This is a genomic window from Bacteroides stercorirosoris, assembly GCF_900142015.1.
In the GTDB taxonomy this organism is placed as follows: domain Bacteria; phylum Bacteroidota; class Bacteroidia; order Bacteroidales; family Bacteroidaceae; genus Bacteroides; species Bacteroides stercorirosoris.
Genome location: NZ_FQZN01000022.1, coordinates 90650 through 110450, shown reverse-complemented (window position 1 = coordinate 110450; position 19801 = coordinate 90650). Strand labels below are relative to the sequence as shown.

15 protein-coding genes and 1 tRNA gene are annotated in these 19801 nt (G+C 46.9%); 9 read left to right on the top strand and 7 right to left on the bottom strand.

Translation table 11 applies throughout. The annotated features are described in order from the left end of the window. Window positions 1–185: 185 nt before the first annotated feature. Window positions 186–258 (bottom strand) — tRNA-Gly (locus BUC01_RS16790). 94 nt (window positions 259–352) lie between these two features. Between BUC01_RS16790 and cobU the strand changes: the two genes are divergently transcribed. The 4 genes from cobU to cobC all read left to right on the top strand — a co-directional run bounded on the left by cobU (window position 353) and on the right by cobC (window position 3329). Beyond that, window positions 353–862, top strand: coding sequence for a bifunctional adenosylcobinamide kinase/adenosylcobinamide-phosphate guanylyltransferase (gene cobU / locus BUC01_RS16785; protein WP_025835729.1), 510 nt, complete (start codon window positions 353–355; stop codon window positions 860–862). A gap of 65 nt (window positions 863–927) precedes the next feature. Continuing rightward, window positions 928–1965: a nicotinate-nucleotide--dimethylbenzimidazole phosphoribosyltransferase gene (cobT, locus tag BUC01_RS16780; RefSeq protein WP_073314281.1), complete on the top strand. Its 1038-nt coding sequence runs from the start codon at window positions 928–930 to the stop codon at window positions 1963–1965. Window positions 1966–1969: 4 nt separating this feature from the next. Continuing rightward, complete coding sequence (gene cobS, locus BUC01_RS16775) at window positions 1970–2758, top strand: adenosylcobinamide-GDP ribazoletransferase (protein ID WP_025835727.1); 789 nt, start codon at window positions 1970–1972, stop codon at window positions 2756–2758. 7 nt (window positions 2759–2765) lie between these two features. Beyond that, the gene (gene cobC / locus BUC01_RS16770) at window positions 2766–3329 is read left to right on the top strand and encodes an alpha-ribazole phosphatase (protein WP_073314279.1); all 564 of its coding nucleotides are present in this window, start codon (window positions 2766–2768) and stop codon (window positions 3327–3329) included. A gap of 135 nt (window positions 3330–3464) precedes the next feature. Here the strand turns inward: cobC and BUC01_RS16765 are convergent, their stop codons facing one another. The 5 genes from BUC01_RS16765 to BUC01_RS16745 all read right to left on the bottom strand — a co-directional run bounded on the left by BUC01_RS16765 (window position 3465) and on the right by BUC01_RS16745 (window position 10960). Beyond that, complete coding sequence (locus BUC01_RS16765) at window positions 3465–5426, bottom strand: sensor histidine kinase (protein WP_073314277.1); 1962 nt, start codon at window positions 5424–5426, stop codon at window positions 3465–3467. After that, complete coding sequence (locus tag BUC01_RS16760) at window positions 5423–7297, bottom strand: sensor histidine kinase (protein WP_025835725.1); 1875 nt, start codon at window positions 7295–7297, stop codon at window positions 5423–5425. Before BUC01_RS16760 ends, BUC01_RS16765 begins: the two co-directional genes overlap by 4 nt. Before the next feature lie 100 nt (window positions 7298–7397). Further along, window positions 7398–8429, bottom strand: a complete 1032-nt coding sequence (gene cbiB, locus BUC01_RS16755) for an adenosylcobinamide-phosphate synthase CbiB (protein WP_025835723.1) — start codon at window positions 8427–8429, stop codon at window positions 7398–7400. Between the two features lie 10 nt (window positions 8430–8439). Continuing rightward, complete coding sequence (locus BUC01_RS16750; protein WP_025835722.1) at window positions 8440–9474, bottom strand: threonine-phosphate decarboxylase; 1035 nt, start codon at window positions 9472–9474, stop codon at window positions 8440–8442. After that, complete coding sequence (locus tag BUC01_RS16745) at window positions 9467–10960, bottom strand: cobyric acid synthase (RefSeq protein ID WP_073314275.1); 1494 nt, start codon at window positions 10958–10960, stop codon at window positions 9467–9469. Before BUC01_RS16745 ends, BUC01_RS16750 begins: the two co-directional genes overlap by 8 nt. 584 nt (window positions 10961–11544) lie before the next feature. Here BUC01_RS16745 and BUC01_RS16735 point away from each other — a divergent pair. The 5 genes from BUC01_RS16735 (at window position 11545) to BUC01_RS16715 (ending at window position 18739) form a co-directional block, all read left to right on the top strand. Beyond that, window positions 11545–12987 carry a TolC family protein gene (locus BUC01_RS16735; RefSeq protein ID WP_025833085.1) on the top strand — a complete coding sequence of 481 codons (1443 nt, stop codon included), beginning with the start codon at window positions 11545–11547 and terminating at the stop codon, window positions 12985–12987. Window positions 12988–13071: 84 nt separating this feature from the next. Beyond that, window positions 13072–14064 (top strand): HlyD family secretion protein, encoded by a 993-nt coding sequence (locus BUC01_RS16730; protein WP_025833091.1) that lies wholly within the window; start codon window positions 13072–13074, stop codon window positions 14062–14064. A 17-nt stretch (window positions 14065–14081) separates the two neighbouring features. Beyond that, complete coding sequence (locus BUC01_RS16725) at window positions 14082–16529, top strand: ABC transporter permease (RefSeq protein ID WP_175560892.1); 2448 nt, start codon at window positions 14082–14084, stop codon at window positions 16527–16529. A 38-nt stretch (window positions 16530–16567) separates the two neighbouring features. Beyond that, a complete protein-coding gene (locus BUC01_RS16720; protein WP_025833094.1) occupies window positions 16568–17998 on the top strand; it encodes a RapZ C-terminal domain-containing protein in 1431 nt (476 codons plus the stop codon). After that, window positions 17999–18739, top strand: coding sequence for a nucleotidyltransferase family protein (locus BUC01_RS16715; protein ID WP_025833096.1), 741 nt, complete (start codon window positions 17999–18001; stop codon window positions 18737–18739). It abuts the gene before it with no gap. Here BUC01_RS16715 and BUC01_RS16710 read toward each other — a convergent pair. Then, a complete protein-coding gene (locus BUC01_RS16710; RefSeq protein WP_073314271.1) occupies window positions 18734–19720 on the bottom strand; it encodes a DUF4369 domain-containing protein in 987 nt (328 codons plus the stop codon). The two genes, BUC01_RS16715 and BUC01_RS16710, sit on opposite strands and share 6 nt — an antisense overlap. Window positions 19721–19801 lie beyond the last annotated feature (81 nt).

Below are 19801 nucleotides of genomic sequence, written 5' to 3'. Positions count from 1 at the left end.
GTTTAGGGGAGTCGGAGATATACCATTCTTTATTTTTAGATTATGCAAACTGACAGCGTAAATTTAACATACCCACAGGGTTTTCGGACTGACCCTTTTGTATATCCTAATTCTTTAAAGTTCAACGAAGGGGAAGAAAGAAATCCTGACAGCCAATTAACTGGTTATCAGGATTATTTCAGATGAGCGGCAAGCGAGGTTCGAACTCGTGACCCTCAGCTTGGGAAGCTGATGCTCTACCAACTGAGCTACTGCCGCATTGCTTTCTTTGAAAGACGCTGCAAAGGTAAAAAGAAGTTTTTTATATTCAAAAATAAAAATGTAATTTTACAGCCACAAAATTGAAAAATTAATGAAACGAATCATATTCATCACAGGAGGTGCCCGCTCGGGCAAAAGTACTTATGCAGAAAAAATGGCGTTAAGTCTCTCTCCTAACCCCGTTTATCTGGCCACTGCACGCATCTGGGACGAAGAATTCCGCCAACGAGTCATCCGCCACCAACAAAGACGCGGACCAGAATGGACAAACATAGAAGAGGAAAAGCAATTAAGCCGCCACCAATTGACAGGGCGAATTGTATTGATAGACTGCGTAACTCTGTGGTGCACCAACTTCTTCTTTGATGTAAATGCTGACACGGATAGGGCCTTGACTGCCGCCAAAGAAGAGTTCGACCGCTTCACCCGGCAAGATGCCACCTTTATTTTCGTAACGAATGAAATAGGTATGGGAGCGACTTCGGATAATGAGATCCAACGAAAATTCACCGATATGCAAGGCTGGATGAATCAACACATCGCGGCACAGGCTGATGAAGTTTGGTTGATGGTATCGGGGATTCCGGTGAAGGTGAAATAAAGGAATGGCAAGATACACAGAGCGATGAAAATAATAAACTGACAGAGTAATAGAGTGAGAAACATATGAAAACATTTAAAATTGTACGCCCGGATGAGAATATCCGTCCGGCATTGATAGATAAAATCAATAATCTGACCAAACCGAAAGGGTCACTAGGTACTCTTGAAGAATTGGCCCTGCAAATGGGATGGGTACAACAGACACTGTCTCCTACCCTGCAACATCCGCAAAATATCATCTTTGCTGCCGATCATGGCATTGTGGAAGAGGGCGTCAGCCTTTCTCCCAAAGAAATCACCTGGCAACAAATCAGTAATTTTCTGCACGGTGGCGCAGGGGTGAACTTCCTCTGTCGTCAACATGGGTTTACGCTAAAGATTGTAGATGCGGGAGTGGATTATGATTTGCCTTATGAGAAAGGTATTATCAACATGAAAGTTCGCAAGGGCACCCGAAACTATCTGCATGAAGCCGCCATGACGGAAGAAGAAATGGAGCTCTGTCTGGAACGTGGTGCAGAAGTTGTACGCCGTTGTCACGAAGAAGGAAGTAATGTACTCAGTTTCGGAGAAATGGGCATCGGAAACACCTCTTCATCTTCCATGTGGATGACTTGTTTCACAGGGATTCCTCTGGAACAGTGTGTAGGTGCCGGTAGCGGACTGGATAATGCAGGCATCCGCCACAAATATGAGGTCTTGAAACAATCTTTAGACAATTATCAAGGAAATAGTTCTCCCCGCGATATCATCCGCTACTTCGGCGGGCTGGAAATGGTGATGGCCGTAGGCGGCATGCTTCAAGCCGCCGAGTTGGGAATGATTATTCTGGTAGATGGCTTCATCATGACAAACTGCATCCTGGCCGCCAGTAAACTATATCCCGAAGTTTTGGATTATGCCATCTTCGGACATTGCGGAGACGAAACCGGACATAAGTTATTACTCAACCATATGGGAGCAAAACCGCTGCTGAACTTAGGACTTCGCCTGGGAGAAGGAACCGGGGCAATCTGTGCGTATCCTATCGTAATGTCTGCCATACGGATGATTAACGAGATGGATAACTTCGCACATGCATCCATAACGAAATATTTCTAATGATATGAAGATTCTTGCAGCATTCATCTTTTTCACACGTTTGCCTTTTTGGAGGATAAGGGAAGTTCCGGCGGAATACTTCAAACGAATTGTTCCCTACTGGCCCCTGGCAGGATGGCTGACGGGCGGTATTATGGTCGGTACATTATGGCTGTCCGCCCAGGTTCTCCCGATATCTATTGCATGGCTTCTTGCAATCATCTCCCGGCTACTTGTCACAGGGTGTCTGCATGAAGACGGGCTGGCGGACTTCTTCGACGGTTTCGGTGGAGGAACTACGCGTGAACGGACACTCGCCATCATGAAAGACTCACATATAGGCAGTTATGGTGTCATCGGATTGATTGTTTATTTTCTGCTGATGTTCCTGCTCTTAGAAAATCTGCCCCTGAAACTGGTTTGTGTCCTCGTTATCTGTGGTGATTGCTATTCTAAATTCTGTGCGTCGCAAATCATTAATTACCTGCCTTATGCGCGAAAAGAAGAAGACAGTAAAGCGAAAGTAGTTTATGACCGCATGACGCTGCAAGAATCACTGACAGGGCTTGTCTGCGGCCTATTGCCGATTGTAGTTTTCCTGCCAATCGTTTTCTGGCCGGTAATGTGTTTCCCGCTCCTCACTTTCACCGCATTGTGCAGACTGATGAAACGCCGTCTTCAAGGTTATACCGGAGATTGCTGCGGAGCCATGTTCCTGCTTTGCGAACTCTCGTTCTATCTTGGTGCCGCCATTCTGCTATACACACATATCAGATACGGTAATCCGGACTTTATCAACACCTATTTAAAATAGTAATCATATGGAAGTTATTTTCATCAGACATACTTCGGTTGATGTACCTCCCGGAGTATGCTACGGACAATCAGACGTCCCCTTGCGTGGCAGTTTCGAACAGGAGGCTGCCGTCACCTCAGAGAATCTGGAGAGTTATCGCCCGGAAGGTAGGGCTTTTGACCATGTATATACCAGCCCCCTATCCCGCTGTGTACGCCTTGCCACCTATTGTGGTTATCCCGAAGCCGAACGGGATAATCGCATTATGGAAATCAACTTCGGTGACTGGGAGATGAAGAAGTTTGATGAAATAACTGATCCGAGATTGCAAGAATGGTATGCCGATTATATGAATGTACGTGCCACGAACGGCGAATCATTTGCCATGCAATATCAGCGTGTTGCCGATTTTCTGGACGAACTGAAAGAAAAGGATTACGAAAAAGTAGCCGTCTTTGCGCATGGAGGCGTATTGATTTGTGCACAACTTTATGCAGGAACCATAAAGCCGGAAGAAGCATTCAGTGCACTGACCCCATACGGGGGGATTGTCAGATTAAAACTTGAACACAGAGGTACGGAGTTTTAATTTATTTTTGATGAGTTTTGATGCACCACAGATTACACAGATTTACACAGATTAGGGAAGATATCTCTGATTATTAATAAATTAAATCTGTGCTAATCTGTGTAATCTGTGGTGAAATAATTCATTTCTGCACAGTTATTCTCTTATCTGAATACTAAACGAAACCCACGGTCCTTCCGCCGTATCTGCCTGTACCTTATAGATACCACCAAAAGCATGAATGAAGTGCGCATTGATTTCATGACGGATGAGTGCTGTCTTATTCTCAAAGCGCACTTTCGCAAGAGGTGTACCAACCACTTTAAACAGTAACAGATTCTTTTCCCGGTCATGTTTGATGCGGATAACAATATTGTACGAATCTTCATCACTCTCCACCGGTACCAGCAAACTGGTTAACAATGAAGAAAACCAATTTTTATCCGTACTTATCATCAGACTTTCTATATCCGTCTTTAAACGAACAGCCACGTGCCCATTGCCGGACTCTATGGCAGTAGCGATTTCTTTCCGGCACAAAGCTATCACCTCGCACTCTTCCTGCATATATTGCGTCTTGCCGGATTCCAAACGGGAAAGTTCCAAAATACTGTTGACATACTTCAGGAGATTCTCCGCATTCTCCTGAATCATCTTGCCATATTCCATCTTCGCTTCCGCCGTAAGCTCTTTAGGCTCCGTCAGCAGCTCGGCAAAACCTACCACCACATTCAATGGCGTACGTATATCATGGCTGATTTCTGATTGCAGACGATCCTTGGTTACATTGTCCGCTTCCGCCTGCATGGCAGCATCCGCCGTTATTTTTTCAGCCGTGACAATCTTCCGGGATAAATAACGCGTATACAGATAAAAGATAAGCACCAGTACCAGCAATGTGACCAAAAACAGGAAACCACGTTTGTAATTGATATCTTTTATCTTCTGTTTTTCCATAAGAAGATCATCTATATGGTAAATTTCCTTCATCTGCTGCAATTGATTTGTAGAAAAAGCATTATCCAGGGAGTCCTGAGCCCGTATCAAGTAACGTCTTGTTTCGATTGCTCCGTCAATATCACCCTTGTTGATCTGGGTAGACGCTTTGTAATTAATCAGTGTAGCAAAAGTAGATACATAATGATTCAACACTATAGGCGTCACCTCATCTACCAATGCGATACTTTTATCATACTCCTTCGTACGTGCATAATATTGTAACTGCACAAGCTGGACATTGAGCCAGAAAACAGGATCGACATGGTCTTCCAACAATGCTTTAGCCTTGTCTATATGCTCTTGTGCAACATGAAAATCCCCCCTATTCATAGATAGAAGGACGTACTTAATCTGACAGTCGATTTCGAAGTTGCTCCAATTCTTCCGTGCCTCGGGTTCACGTTTTACGACTTCCTGCAATTCTTCATCCATTTGTTGCAAATAAGGTATTCTCAGACTGTCTCTGCCTGTATTTCCATACACCTGGGCTATGCGCGAGAGAATATCCACACGTAAACTGACCTTTGTCTGTGGAGTAAAACGCCGATAAGCTTTCAAGAAAACCTCCAAAGCTTCATCTACTCTACTGGACACCCCATAAGCACACCCCAAGCTGTTGTATGAGGCTATTTCGCCATTATTGCTATGATACTTCAGAGATTCTTCCAATGCCTCCTTTGCCACATATACAGCCTTTTCTATTTGCCTTTTAGAAGCCAGAGCACGGCTGATGGCAGCTTTTTGTTCCAGATAATAATCATAAGTTCCCACTTCGGGAGCATATCCTTTCAGTTTATCCACCCAATATGTCAGGCTGTCCGGATCATGCCGCTTATCATAGCAAGAAGCCAGATAATAAGCGCCCAGGTTCTCGTAGATTACATTTTCCTGAGCACAGGCTTCTTCATATAAAGCGGTAGAGAAAGCCTTGTTATAGGGGGCATATTGATGCCTGTAAGCCATATCACGCAGATAAGTCAGTCTGGCGAGCGTATTCGGCATGGCTTGTGATCCTTTCAGGATGCTGTCCTGATATTGTTGCGCATGGGTATCTTCCGCATACAGCATATCAGGACGTATGCCCAGCAAACAAAGCAATATTATTACGATATGTTTCATGATACAGCTCCCTCCGTTTTAGGTTTATACTTCAACGGATGCGTAAAACAGAAGCGAGCACCCTGTGTATAGTTGCTATCCACCCATATCCGTCCTCTCATGTGAGTCACAATCAACTGGCAAATGGAAAGTCCTAAGCCTGTTCCCTGTGCAAAGTCATTCAATTTTTCGAAACGTTCGAAGATTACTCCCTGTTTTTCAAGAGGAATACCGCACCCTGTATCGGTAACGGAGAAGAAAGCCGTATTGCGGTCGGATAACTCCAACTTCAACACGATTGAACCTTCTTTGGTAAATTTGGTGGCATTCACCAGTATATTAATCAAAACCTGGCGAAGACGGGCATCATCCGTCTCTATCATCAGCTCAGGAAGCTCTGTATCAAAACGCAGTTCAACCTCAAGTTTGCGGGAAGCGGACACGGTTTCCGTAGCTTCTTTGCAAAGCTTCACAGCGTCATAAGGGCGGACGTTGAATGTGATATTGTCACTTTCAAAATCAGAAAAATCGAGAATATCATTTATCAGTTTCAGCAGTTGGAAAGAATTGACCTTGATGATTTCGCAGAATTCCTTGCGTGAGTCTTCATCAAACGAGTCATCATCCGAAGCCAATACCGCGGAGAAACCGACAATGGCATTGAGTGGCGTACGAACTTCGTGACTCATATTCGAAAGAAACATGTTTTTCTTCTGAATGGCCCGCTCCGCTTTCTGTATCATCACTTCCTGCGAACGTTTCGACTCTTTCAGGCGGAATATCTTTCTCCAGCTGAGATACAGGAAAAGAAGCAGAGTAAGCGTACAGACCACGATGCCTCCCAGATAAAGACGATAAGAGAACAGTCGGTCGCGCTCATTCTGGTAGGTCAGTTGATCGGCTTGAAAGCGGGTAGTCAGTTGATCTATCTCTTTAGGATAGTTCTTTTCGAACGACGATTTGATGTAGGAAAAGACTTCACCATATTGTTCATATGCTTCCTCTTTTCGCCCCATCTTTACAAGCAAATCCGCCCTATTTTGTAATACCTCTTTATATAGGCTGCTGTTGATTTCGGCATTATCGGCATCAAAAAAGGCATCGTAAGTAGCCAAAGACTTTTCATACTCTCCGGTCCGTTCCCAATACATGGCATTCGCTATCAGGAGATGCTGACTGATGCCGGGAACCAATTCCTCCTTCAACGGCTCTACCGCATCCAAATGCTGGCGGGCTATCTTCACAGAACCATTAAACAACTGGCAATAGGCATTGAAGACATGGCGTACGGCCTGCTCCTGCCCCGAAAGCTTATCTGTCGGAAAACGATTCAGACGGGTCATGAAATGCGCAGCCTGATGGAAATTGCGGATGCGGAGATTGTATTCTATAAGTTCCACCAACAACATGCGGACGTGTATTTCTTCACCATGCATCTGGTCGAACATTTCCAGTGCCTGCACATGGGCGGCACCAGCCTCCTTGTTCCGACCGGTATAGGAATAAACTTCACCAATGGCATTCAGGGCAAGAGCCGTCCCCAAAGCATGGGAGAGTACACTTGCCTTTGAATACATCTGTTCGCTCCAGACAATGGCCAGGCGGATTTCCCCCCGAAAGAGATACGACTTTATAAGTATCCTTTCCAGTTCAAAATAAGTTCTATATTGTTTAGTGGATTCCAGATAATTGAGAATGCTGTCTATTTTGATTGCCTCACCTTCTTCCTTGGTCAGATAATCGAATCCCATGCTGCTGTGAAAGGCGTCTACCACTTCATTCAGCCGGGCGTCGTGATTGGCTTCTGCCGGACTGCCCTCTCCTGCCGACAAAGGGGAAAGACACCCAAAGCATAGTATATGGAATATAAGATATTTCAGTAAGTTTCTCATGAAGTTTTTTGTTTCGTGCTGTGTGGTGTTTGTGTTGTCATTCACCGCATACGTGGCAAATATATTCATTTTTTTTCAAAGAGACAAAAATAGTGAACCACTAAATAAGAAAAGAAACCAAAGTGGCAGTCATTACCAAAATTATTATCATTATCCCCTCGGCACGGAGGTTGACGCGGGTTGCAATCTGCATATCTTCGGTAGTTAGAAGCCTGCCGTTACTGCCGATAGATGGTTTCCAAACTTCTTCACCAAAATAATTGTGCGGACCACCGAAACGACAGTCCAGAATACCGGCAAGAGCAGCTTCGGGATAACCGGAGTTAGGGCTGGCGTGCTGATTACCGTATCTGCCGACAAACTTCAGCAAATACAGAAAACCACCCGGTTGGAGAGAGCCGTCTCCGGAAACAAGATGCAAGGGAGTGTTTTTACGAGTCCGGGGGATAGCGGCAAGTATCATCAGCATGGCGGTCAGGCGGGCAGGTATATAATTTGCCACATCGTCCAGGCGGGCGGCAAAGCAACCGAAAGCACGGTAACGGTCGTTACGATAGCCAATCATAGAATCAAGAGTATTCACCATTTTATAGGCCAACATGCCGGGAACACCTAAAAGCATATACCAGAATAAGGGAGCAATCACTCCATCGCTCAGATTTTCAGCCAGAGTTTCGAGAGCAGCAGTACGTACTTCCTGAGCGGACAGTTCGGAAGTATCACGCCCCACAATACGGGCTACTTGCATTCTGCCATCTTCCAGAGAGCGCTCTACGGCTCCGAATACCATGCGGACTTCACGAATAAGAGTTGTGCCTGCCAGACAGAAAAAGACAGCAAGTATCTGCAATGCCAGAAGCATGACCGGAGAGAATGCAGCAGCCCAGCGAAGTAGGAAGAAAGCTGCGAAATAAACAATAAGGACGAGGAAAACAGCAATGAATGCACCTTTCAATCGCCGGCATTTCCCTTTATTCAAAAGATGTTCGGAGAATGAAATCATCTTGCCGAATGCAACAACGGGATGAGGCAAACAAGCAGGATCGCCCAGCTGGCGATCGAGAAGCCAGGCCACAAGCAGCGGCAGATTAAGATGAAAGGCAACGCCTAAAATAACGAGAATATTTTCCATTGCATCCATATTAACTTTCAAGCCATTGCCTTATTGCCTGCACAAGACGGTCATTCTCTTCCGGCGTCTGAGTAGCAATGCGGAAGAATTGCTCATCCAAGCCTTCAAAATTGGAGGCGTCACGGATAAGAATGCCGTGTTCATTGGCAAGATATTCCTTCAATGCAGCAGCCCTTCCGAAACGGAGGCGAACCAGCATGAAATGCGTCTTTGTCGTCCATATTTCAAGACTGCCCAGACGCTCCAAAGCATCATGCAGACGGGCTGTTTCCTTTAAGTAAGCAGGCACATCCAGAGGATTGGGAACATCTTGTCTCAGAAGATGAAGTCCGGCTTCGATGGCAAGTTGATTCACCGACCAGGGCATACGATGGGTACGCAGACGGCTGAGCAACCCGGCATCTCCTGTGATATATCCCAAGCGCAACCCGGGAACAGCATATCGTTTGGTCATGGAATGCAGCAATAATACATTCGGATATTCCGCAGCTTCTTTCGGAGTGAATAGCGGCTGCAAAGTGAAGTATTCGTATGACTGATCGATGATGAAACAGACTTGCGAATTGTGCTTGATTAACTCTCTCAGATACTCTTTATCAACCACCGTCCCTGTTGGATTATTAGGATTACAAAGCCAGAGCATGCGTATATCTTCCGGCAGGAGGTATCCGTCTTCTTCCGGTGCAGGAAGCTGATAGAGTGAAGTAACCCGGTGCCCGTGCATACGGCAGGCATCAGCGTATTCGCTAAAGGTTGGTTGCAAAATGGCAGTATTCGTCCCGCGGAAAGTCTGTGCAATGAGGTAGATGGCCTCAATGGCACCGTTGGTCACACAAACGGCATCAGCAGGCAGATGATATCCAGCGGCAAGGCGGGATTCAAGAGTATAGGGTTCCGGTTCGGGATAATTCCCGATAGCGTCAATCCGTGTACACAGATGTGCTTTCAGTGCGGAAAGGTCTACTTTACTATAGACGTTAGAGCTGAAATTAGCAGTTATCGGGCGCTGGTATTTATAGGAGTCATCTCCGTGTCCTTCAATCATGAGTTGTCAGTATTTTATAGATAAGCGGCAAGTCGACATGGCTACGCACATGGTCGGCAAGTTTATCGTATTGTTCTTCTTTGAATTGATGATAATCGAAAGATTTCCCGGCATCAGCAAGTTTATCGGCGAAAGGTTCCAGAAGGAAGTCGATGAACGGGGCATTGTCAAGAATTCCATGAATATAGGTTCCCATACAAGTGCGGTCAACAATATAGCCGTCGGTACGGCCGTCTTCCAGAAGATTCAGCGGAGAAGTCGGGGCACCTTGGGTGGGGACGGTGGTGCCCATGTGGATCTCATAACCCTCTAATAATTGACAATTGACAGTTGACAATTGAAAACGGACTTGCCGGGTGACTTTCACACCTGTCATATGGGTGCTGACGGGCAGAAGGCCTAATCCGGGCAAGCGTTCAATCTCTCCTTCCACATGGTCGGGATCGCAAACTTCTTGCCCCATCATTTGATATCCTCCACAAATACCCATAACCGTAGTTCCTTCGCGGTGGGCACGGATGATGGCTTGAGCCACACCGTTGCGGCGCAGCTCGTGCAAGTCGGCAAGGGTACTTTTACTTCCCGGTATGAGTATGATATCGGCTTTTGCCAGCTCATCGGTGTTGTTGGTATAAAAAAGATGAATACGCGGGTCGCGTTCCAGCACATTGAAATCGGTAAAATTGCTGAGATGGCGCAGCAGGACAACGGCTATATTGACTTTACCCAGTTCGGCCTGCACAGATTTTGTGGCAAGAGCAAGGGAGTCTTCTTCTTCGATATATATTTCCTTATAATAAGGAACAACCCCTATCACCGGGATGCCGCAAAGTTCTTCGAGCATCTTGATGCCGGGCTCGAACAAGCGGATATCGCCACGGAACTTATTGATAAGAATACCCTTAATGCGTTCACGCTCGTGAGGGCGAAGCAACAGCAACGAACCGTAGACACTGGCAAAGACACCGCCCCGGTCGATGTCTCCCACAAGGATAACATCTGCTCCGGCATGCAGGGCCATAGGAAGATTTACCAAATCAGTGTCCCGCAGGTTTATTTCGGAAATGCTTCCGGCACCTTCCATCACCACAGGATTGTAGCGGGCAGACAGACGGTCGTATGCGGCACAGACTTCGCGACGCAGTTCATCACGGCCTTCGACACGGAAATAATCGTAGGCATCACGGTTACCGATGGGACGCCCATTGAGCACAACTTGTGAGGTATGGTCGGAAGAAGGTTTCAATAGTAAGGGATTCATATCCGTATGGCAAGGCACACCTGCGGCTTCGGCCTGAACGGCCTGGGCACGACCTATCTCCAGCCCTTCGGGTGTGGCGTAGGAGTTGAGCGCCATATTCTGTGCCTTGAATGGTGCCGGACAGTAACCGTCCTGACGGAATATGCGGCAGAAGGCGGCGGCAATAATGCTTTTACCCACGTCGCTACCTGTCCCGGCAAACATAATAGGATGAAGTTTCTCCATATATAATTTGTTTTTAACGGAGACAAAGATAATGCAAATCGAATGCAGAACTTTCATGCTTGCATGAAAAAGTTCTGCTGAAATGCAGCTTATCTTATGCAAATGCAGTGTGGAATTACAATATATTTATTTACAAAAAGAGCAGTAAAACGCTTTCCTTTTTTCGGTTTTCCCTTTGACCCGTTGAGTGAACCTGATTCAGTCCTGGACTGAATGGCATTGAGTCCAGGACTGAATGCCTTTCAGTCCAGGACTCATTGTACCCCCATTCAGAAGGCGTCTGAGAGGGGGTGAAAAAGGTACCAAGACAGGGCAGATATAAAAATGAATATTTCATACAAACAACATAAATTGCTTCCTTGCGGTATAGTTATGAATCTTTTCACCACAGAGTAGCACAGAGTATCACAGAGTTTAATCAGTTTGAAATCAAAAGAATAGGACTCCGTGATACTCTGTGTTACTCTGTGGTGAAAACTCATTTCTTTTTCAAAACATCAAAAAAGAGTAGAGATTGAACAATAGAAAGAAAGGAGTGTTTGAGATAAATATCACTATTATAACCTAAACGAACCAGTTAACATATGAAACCAACCTTATTTATCGCCCTGTTGGGAGCGAGTCTTTCTGTGGCGGCACAAAACACCGTCAATATTCCATCCGATGCCCCGGATGTGCCTCAGTCCCTCTCCCTCAGCTACGACGACGCTCTGCAAATGCTGCAAAAGAGCAATCAAAGTCTGAAGATTGCCGACAAAGGCATCGAAACAGCCCGCGCGGAACGGGATAAGCTGAACGCTTTGTGGTATCCCAGCCTGCAAGGAGCAGGAACTTACGTTCACATGTCCGAAAAGATAGAAGTGAAGCAACCCCTCTCCCAGTTCACCGATCCGGCTAAGGATTTTGTACATACCATCCTGCCGGACGACCAGTTCATCAGCGGTATACTGGACCAGATAGGCAGTTATACTCTTGCCTTCCCCCTCGCCCCCCGAAACCTGACCAGTGTGGGACTGACAGCCGAATGGATAGTCTTCTCCGGTGGAAAACGTGTACGGGCAGGCAAGATAGGCAACCGGATGATTGACATCGCCCAGGAAAGCCGTGCACAAACCGACGCCACACAGCGAACCCTATTGGCCGAAAGTTACTACGGCCTCAGCCTGGCCCGCGAAATCGTATCAGTCCGCCAGGACACTTACAATAGTTTGAGGCAACATTATGAGAATGCCCTCAAACTGGAATCTGCCGGAATGATTGACAAAGCCGGCCGCCTCTTCGCACAAGTAAATATGGACGAAGCCTGGCGGGCACTGGAATCCGCCCGGAAGGAGGTCACCGTTGTAGAGAGTGCTTTACGCATACTGCTCAATATGGAGGATACTTGCAGCATAGAGCCTACCTCTCCCCTCTTTATCAATGCCACACTGCCTGTAAAAGAAGAATTTGTGCAAACCATGCGTACAGGAAACTACCTCTTGAACCAACTGTCATTGCAACAGAACATTGCCAAACAACAACTGCGGATAGACCAAAGCGGATATTTGCCGGACATTGCCCTTTTTGGCAAACAGACACTTTACGCCCACGGCATACAGAGTAATCTGGTTCCACGTACTATCATTGGCGTAGGTTTCACTTGGAACCTCTTTGACGGACTGGCACGGGAAAAACGTATACGCCAGTCGCGCATTGCCGAACAGACCCTCGCATTGGGCAAAGATAAGACACAGGATGATTTGACGGTAGGCATAGATAAACTGTATACCGGATTGCAAAAAGCACAGGACAACGTTCGTGCCCTAAATGCGACCATCGCCCTGAGCGAAGAGCTTGTACGCATCCGCAAGAAATCCTTCACCGAAGGTATGGCAACCAGCACCGAGGTAGTGGATGCAGAAACAATGCTTGCCACCGCCCGGGTAGCCCGCCTGGCCGCCTATTATGAATATGATGTGACATTAATGAACCTGTTGGCCCTCTGTGGCACACCGGAACAATTCAAGAAGTATTTTAATGAGGAATGAAGAATTTCCTTTCAGTATGCTTTCACAGCGTAGTCAAATTCTTCATTCTTCATTAAAAAGTATAAACCAAAACCCTTTAAAATCATGGAACTTTCTAAAAAAAGCATCAGCACTGCATTTGTCATCATACTGGCAATCACCATACTCGTCTCCATCCTGGGAATGGTACTTATGAGCCATCAACCCCTCGTACTTCAGGGCCAGATAGAGGCCACCGAAATCCGCATCAGCGGCAAACTGCCGGGACGAGTGGATTCATTCCTCGTACGCGAAGGTGACTGGGTAAAGGCAGGCGATACGCTTGTCGTCATCAACAGTCCGACCATAGAAGCCAAATACCGCCAGGTGAATGCCCTGGAGCAAGTGGCACAGGAACAGAATAAGAAAATAGACGCCGGCACACGGCGACAAATCGTCGCTACCGCCCAGCAACTCTGGAACAAGACCAAGAGCGACCTGACACTGGCACAAACTACTTATCAGCGTATTCTTGCATTATACAAAGACAGTGTCGTCACCTCGCAGCGGAAAGATGAAGTAGAAGCCATGTATCGTGCCGCACAAGCAGCCGAGCGTGCCGCCTACGAGCAATACCAGATGGCAGTGGACGGAGCGCAAAGCGAAGACCGTGCATCTGCCCGAAGCATGGTGGACGCAGCACGCAGCACGGTTGACGAAGTGTCTGCCCTGCTCGTCGATGCACGGCTAACAGCACCGGAGGCAGGACAGATTTCAACGATATTCCCTAAACGCGGAGAACTCGTTGCACCGGGCACACCTATCATGAACCTGGTTGTCATGAACGATGCGCATGTCGTGCTCAACGTGCGTGAAGACCTGATGCCACAATTCAAAATGGACGGTACATTCCGTGCGGATGTTCCTGCTATCGGCAAGAAGAATGTGGAGTTCTGCATCTATTATATCAGTCCGCTGGGCAGCTTTGCCACCTGGAAATCAACCAAGCAGACGGGAAGTTATGATATGCAGACATTCGAGATACATGCTCGCCCGACACAGCCCGTAGAAGGTTTACGTCCGGGAATGTCGGTGTTGCTGACAATCAATAATAAATGACTAAAAGACCCTGTCCTATGAAACGACCTTTATATAATGTACTTCGCCGTGAATGGCAGCGCATGACCTCTCGCAGGCTTTATCTCGGTGTGTGCATCGTGTTACCCTTGTTCTGCCTGTTCTTCATGGCTACCATCTTCGGCAGCGGGCAGATGGAAAATATCCCTGTCGGCATTGTAGATAAGGACAATACCGCTACATCCCGGCAGATAGCACGAAACATCGCTGCCGTACCCACCTTCAGTGTCACCCGGCATTTCACCGACGAGGCTGCCGCACGCGAAGCTGTACAACGTAAAGAAATCTATGGCTATCTGTCCATCCCCACCGGCTTTGAACAGCGTGCCACTACAGGAATGGATGCCACGCTTTCTTATTATTACCATTATGCCCTCCTTTCCGTAGGTAGCGAGCTGATGGCGGCTTTTGAGACGGCGTTGGCACCCGTCGCACTCTCGCCTATTGCGATGGAAGCTGTATCATTGGGTGTCAATCAGGAGCAAATAACAACTTTTCTCCTGCCTGTGCAATCCAGTATGCATCCACTTTATAATCCCGATCTGGACTATTCCGTTTATCTGAGCCAGCCTTTCTTCTATGTCCTGTTTCAGATACTCATCTTGTTGATGACAGTCTATGCCGTGGGAAGTGAATTGAAGTTCCATACGGCACAGGAGTGGATGACGACAGCACGGGGGAATATTTTAACTGCCATAGTTGGCAAACTGTTGCCTTATACATTCATTTTCTCGATAATCGGCATATTGGCTAATTATGTCCTGTATGGCGTATTGCATATACCTTTCCAGGGAAGTTTGCTGATGATGAACCTGATGACGGTGTTATTTATTATTGCGACACAGGCACTTGCAGTGTTCATCTTCTCTATCTTTCCGCGGATAGCTTATATCATCAGCATCGTGTCGATGGTCGGCTCGCTTGGGGCGACACTTTCCGGTGTCACTTTTCCTGTAACGAGCATGTATCCGCCTGTGCATGCGGCATCCTATCTTTTCCCTGTGCGTCATTTTACGGAAATAGCGCAGTCGATGCTGTATTTTGACTCCGGGTTCGGATATTACTGGCAATCGACAGCCATACTTCTGCTTTTTCCATTGCTGGCACTGCTGATACTGCCGAGGCTGAGGAATTGGATATTGAAACACGGAGAAGAAACAGAAACACGTATGCCGGCGAATCATACAGCCCCTCTTTCGCTATCAGATATTATCTGCCGTGAATGGCGTGCCATCAGCACCAATCCGGCAATACTTTTGGTATTGATAGGCGGTATCTTCGCCTACGGGCTACTCTACAACCTGATGTACGCCCCTAACCTTGTACGGAAAACGCCTGTTGCCGTTGTTGATAATTCACATTCCGCCCTTAGCCGGGAATATATCCGCCTGCTCAATGCCACTCCACAGGCGTCAGTCTATGCCCTGACACCCAATTATCTTGAAGCGAAAGAATGGTTGAAACAAAGCAAAGTAGATGGTATTCTCTATCTTCCCGCTGACTTTGATGCACGGGTAGGCCGGGGTGAACAATCTGTCTTTAGCGTCTATGCCGCCACAGACGCTTTCCTGAATTTTAAGAATTTGCAGGAGGCTTCTTCGCGCGTAATGCTTGCCGTAAACGATGTCCACCGTGCGGAAGGTACTGTGTTTCTTCCTCCCCAGGGACTACTTGCTGTAGCCTCATCCGCTCCCGTCAATGTATCGGGAACGGCTCTCTACAATTACACAGAGGGATATGGGTCGTATCTGATTCCGGCGGTCATGATTATCATTATCTTTCAGACATTGCTGATGGTGATAGGAATGGTAACCGGGGAAGAGGCGGAAGCGAGAAGGAAAGAGGTGAAGGCGACGGTCGAAAAAGCGGAAGTGACGGTCGAAAAGACAGAAGTGACAACCGAAGTGACAGGAGAAAGAACGGCTTCTGACAGTTCCGCCTGGCACAAAGCATTATACAATATCTCCGGCAGGACTTTTGTCTACGTAATGCTATATCTCATTTTTGCCCTGTTCCTGTTGGGCCTGCTTCCTCATTTTTTCAGTATTCCGAACATAGGGAACGGCAGGGATATTATCACTATGATGATCCCTTTCCTTATAGGAACGAGTTTCTTCGGACTGGCGGCATCACGGTATTTCACCGACTCCGAAGCCCCCTTATTAATGATCGCCTTCTTTTCCGTAGGATATATTTTCCTCTCCGGTGTCTCCTATCCTCTCGAACTGATGCCTTGGTATTGGCAAGCTGCACACTACGTTGTTCCAGCCGCTCCTGCCGTGCTGGCTTTCGTTAAACTGAATTCAATGGGAGGGGATATGGCGGATATTCGTCCGGAAATGGTGACATTATGGATACAGGTCTTTGTATATTTCCTACTCAGCCTGTGGGTGTTCAGAAAAAAGATACTGAATTTCTTTCCCGCAAAGGTAGTATATATTCCCTAAAACTCTTACCTTAGCTGCCCAAATAAAAGTAAATTACTATGATTACTGAAGAACTCAAGAAATTATATTGTGCTTACACCGGGCACGAACCGGAAGCAATCGACGAACTTCCTTCGTCCGGCTCCAACCGCCGTTATTTCCGCCTGTCAGGCACGCCTACACTTATCGGTGTAAGCGGCACTTCCCTCGAAGAGAACCAGGCTTTCCTTTATATGGCAAGCCATTTCCGGAAGAAAGGGTTGCCCGTACCGGAAGTTGTGGCAAAGAGTGAAAACGACGCTTTCTATCTGCAGGAAGACTTGGGCGACACGCTCCTGTTCAATGCCATCGAAAAAGGGCGCAAAACAAGCGTGTTTGATGAAGAAGAAAAGCAACTCCTGCGCAAGACCATGCGCCTGTTGCCCGCCGTACAATTCTCCGGTGCCGACGGAATGGACTTTTCCTATTGCTATCCGCAATCGGAATTCAACAGCCGCAGTATTTTGTGGGATTTGAACTATTTCAAATACTGTTTCCTGAAAGCAACCGGAATGGAGTTTCAGGAGGACCGTCTGGAAGATGATTTCCAGAAGATGACGGATGTATTGATGCGCAGCAGTTCGGCTACTTTCATGTACCGGGACTTCCAGAGCCGCAACGTGATGATTAAGGATGGTGAACCGTGGCTCATTGATTTTCAGGGCGGACGTAAAGGGCCTGTTTATTATGATGTAGCTTCTTTCCTGTGGCAAGCCAAGGCGAATTATCCCGATAGTCTGCGCAAAGAACTTTTGAAGGAATACATTGATTCACTGTGCAAATATCAGCCAGTAGACGAAAAATACTTCTATGCCCAGTTGCGCCATTTCGTACTGTTCCGTACCATGCAGGTGCTGGGTGCTTACGGTTTCCGCGGCTATTTTGAAAAGAAGCCGCATTTCATCCAGAGTGTACCTTTCGCTATTGAAAACCTGCGGCAGTTATTGCAGGAGCCGTACCCCGAATATCCGTATCTCTGCCACGTGCTGAAAGAACTTACCGAACTGAAACAATTCACTGACGATTTGCAGAAACGCCGCCTTGTTGTGAAGGTTACCAGCTTCGCATATAAGAAAGGTATTCCCGAAGATTCCAGCGGAAACGGAGGTGGTTTTGTATTCGATTGCCGCGCGGTGAACAATCCCGGCAAGTACGACCGCTACAAACCTTTCACCGGGTTGGACGAACCCGTTATCCGTTTTCTTGAAGATGACGGGGAGATAACGACTTTCCTCGAACATGTGTATGGTTTAGTGGATGCTTCGGTAAAGCGGTATATGGAACGAGGATTTACAAATCTCTCCATCTGTTTCGGATGTACAGGCGGCCAGCACCGTTCCGTTTATTCGGCTCAACATCTGGCGGAACATCTGAACAAACTGTTCGGAGTGCAGGTAAATCTTATCCATAGGGAACAGAATATAGAACAGACGTTTAAAGCAAGAAACTAAATGAGAGCAATGATCTTTGCCGCCGGCCTCGGCACCCGCCTTCGTCCGCTGACCGACAATATGCCCAAAGCTCTTGTCTCCGTCGCAGGCAAGCCCATGTTAGAACGTGTCATCCTCCGGTTGAAAGATGCCGGATTCAATGACATCACCATAAATATCCACCACTTTGGTGAACAGATTATAGATTTCCTCCGCGCTCATGATAATTTCGGCGCAGATATCCACATCAGCGACGAACGGGGCGAATTGCTGGATACCGGTGGCGGAATCAAAAAAGCCCGTCCTCTGCTGGAGAGCAACGAGCCTTTCCTTATACATAATTCAGACATTCTGACGGATTTAGACCTCAATGCCTTCTATCGCCACCATCTGGAAAGCAATGCAGACGCCACCCTGCTCACCAATCATCGGAAAACCTCCCGCTATCTGCTGATGGATAAAGATAATCGCCTTTGCGGCTGGACTAATCTTTCCACCGGCGAAGTACTTCCCAAAGAACTTGATTATCCCGGCGAGCACTACCAATTACAGGCTTTCGGCTGTGTCCATGTCCTTTCACCCTCCATCTTTCAATTTATGGAAGATGAGCGTTGGACAGGCAAATTCTCTATCATCCCGTTTTACGTGGATATCTGTTCCAGAGCACATATCCAGGGATATCCCATAGATAGTGAAAACTGGTTCGATGTGGGGAAACCGGAAACTCTGGCAAAGGCAGAAGCCTACTATAATTCATTATAATACAGGCTTCATTTTTATCAGTTTTCCTTGTCCGTCAAACATATATTCGTAGTTGAAAGAACCATAAATGCGGTATTTCCAACGAGCACTCTTTTCAAAACGGCGGCTGTCATCCAGGACAGTCGCCTGATATTTATCCTCTAATTCGCCAACAAACGCCCGAGATTTCGGATCCTGGAATCTATAAGTAGCAACCACTATCCGAGCATCCGGATATTGGTTCCGCAAATCATCCAATTCTGCACGGACACCGTCTATCCCATCATTCAACCAGAAAAGCAAACATACCGGCTGCCCCTTTCCTGCAATATCCGAGAATTGCACACTATCTTTTTCTGCGTAATCCACCTGTCTGAAATCAATAAAATCATCTCCGGACATCATACTGCGGGTTCCGTCAAGCAAACGTTTCAATCCTATCAATACCGATGTACTGTCCCGCATCTGCGGATTACTGTTCTGATATAATTTCTCCAGTTCATCCGGATATATTTCCGCCCAACGGTCGAAGACCATCCACCCCATTGCATTACCCGCATTCTCAAATACGAACTTCCGGGTTTCCTCACGCGGAAAGAGCTCTTCATGCCAGAGTTTCCAAAGGCGCACATTCAACGAACGGGGATTAGTGCTCTTGTCCGGCACAGGCATTTCCGGCGGAGTTACATTGGTCAGCGTCAGTTCCCCCCTTTCGGGATAGAAAAAGTTCATGCTATGGCGATGCTCTATACCGTAGAGATGCAGCGTATCTTCTTTTCCGGAGAATATGGCCTGCCCGTTTCTGATGATGGCAGAATCCAGCGGTCCTTTTCCATAATCCCTGTCTCCCGTCATGCGGTCGGCACCATAGCGCCACAGATATAATGTGTCTCCTTCGTGAGCATCCAACCCGATGCAATGCACAGTAAAAGTACGGTCTTGAGATTGGCAACTCACCATCCCCAGAAGCATAGAAAGAAAGATCCAGCAATTGATTTTCATAAGGCGCAGACAATTTAGTGAATAAACAGATAGTGCAAAAGAACAATCTTTTTCAGAAAGATGCAAGCAAAAAATAGATTA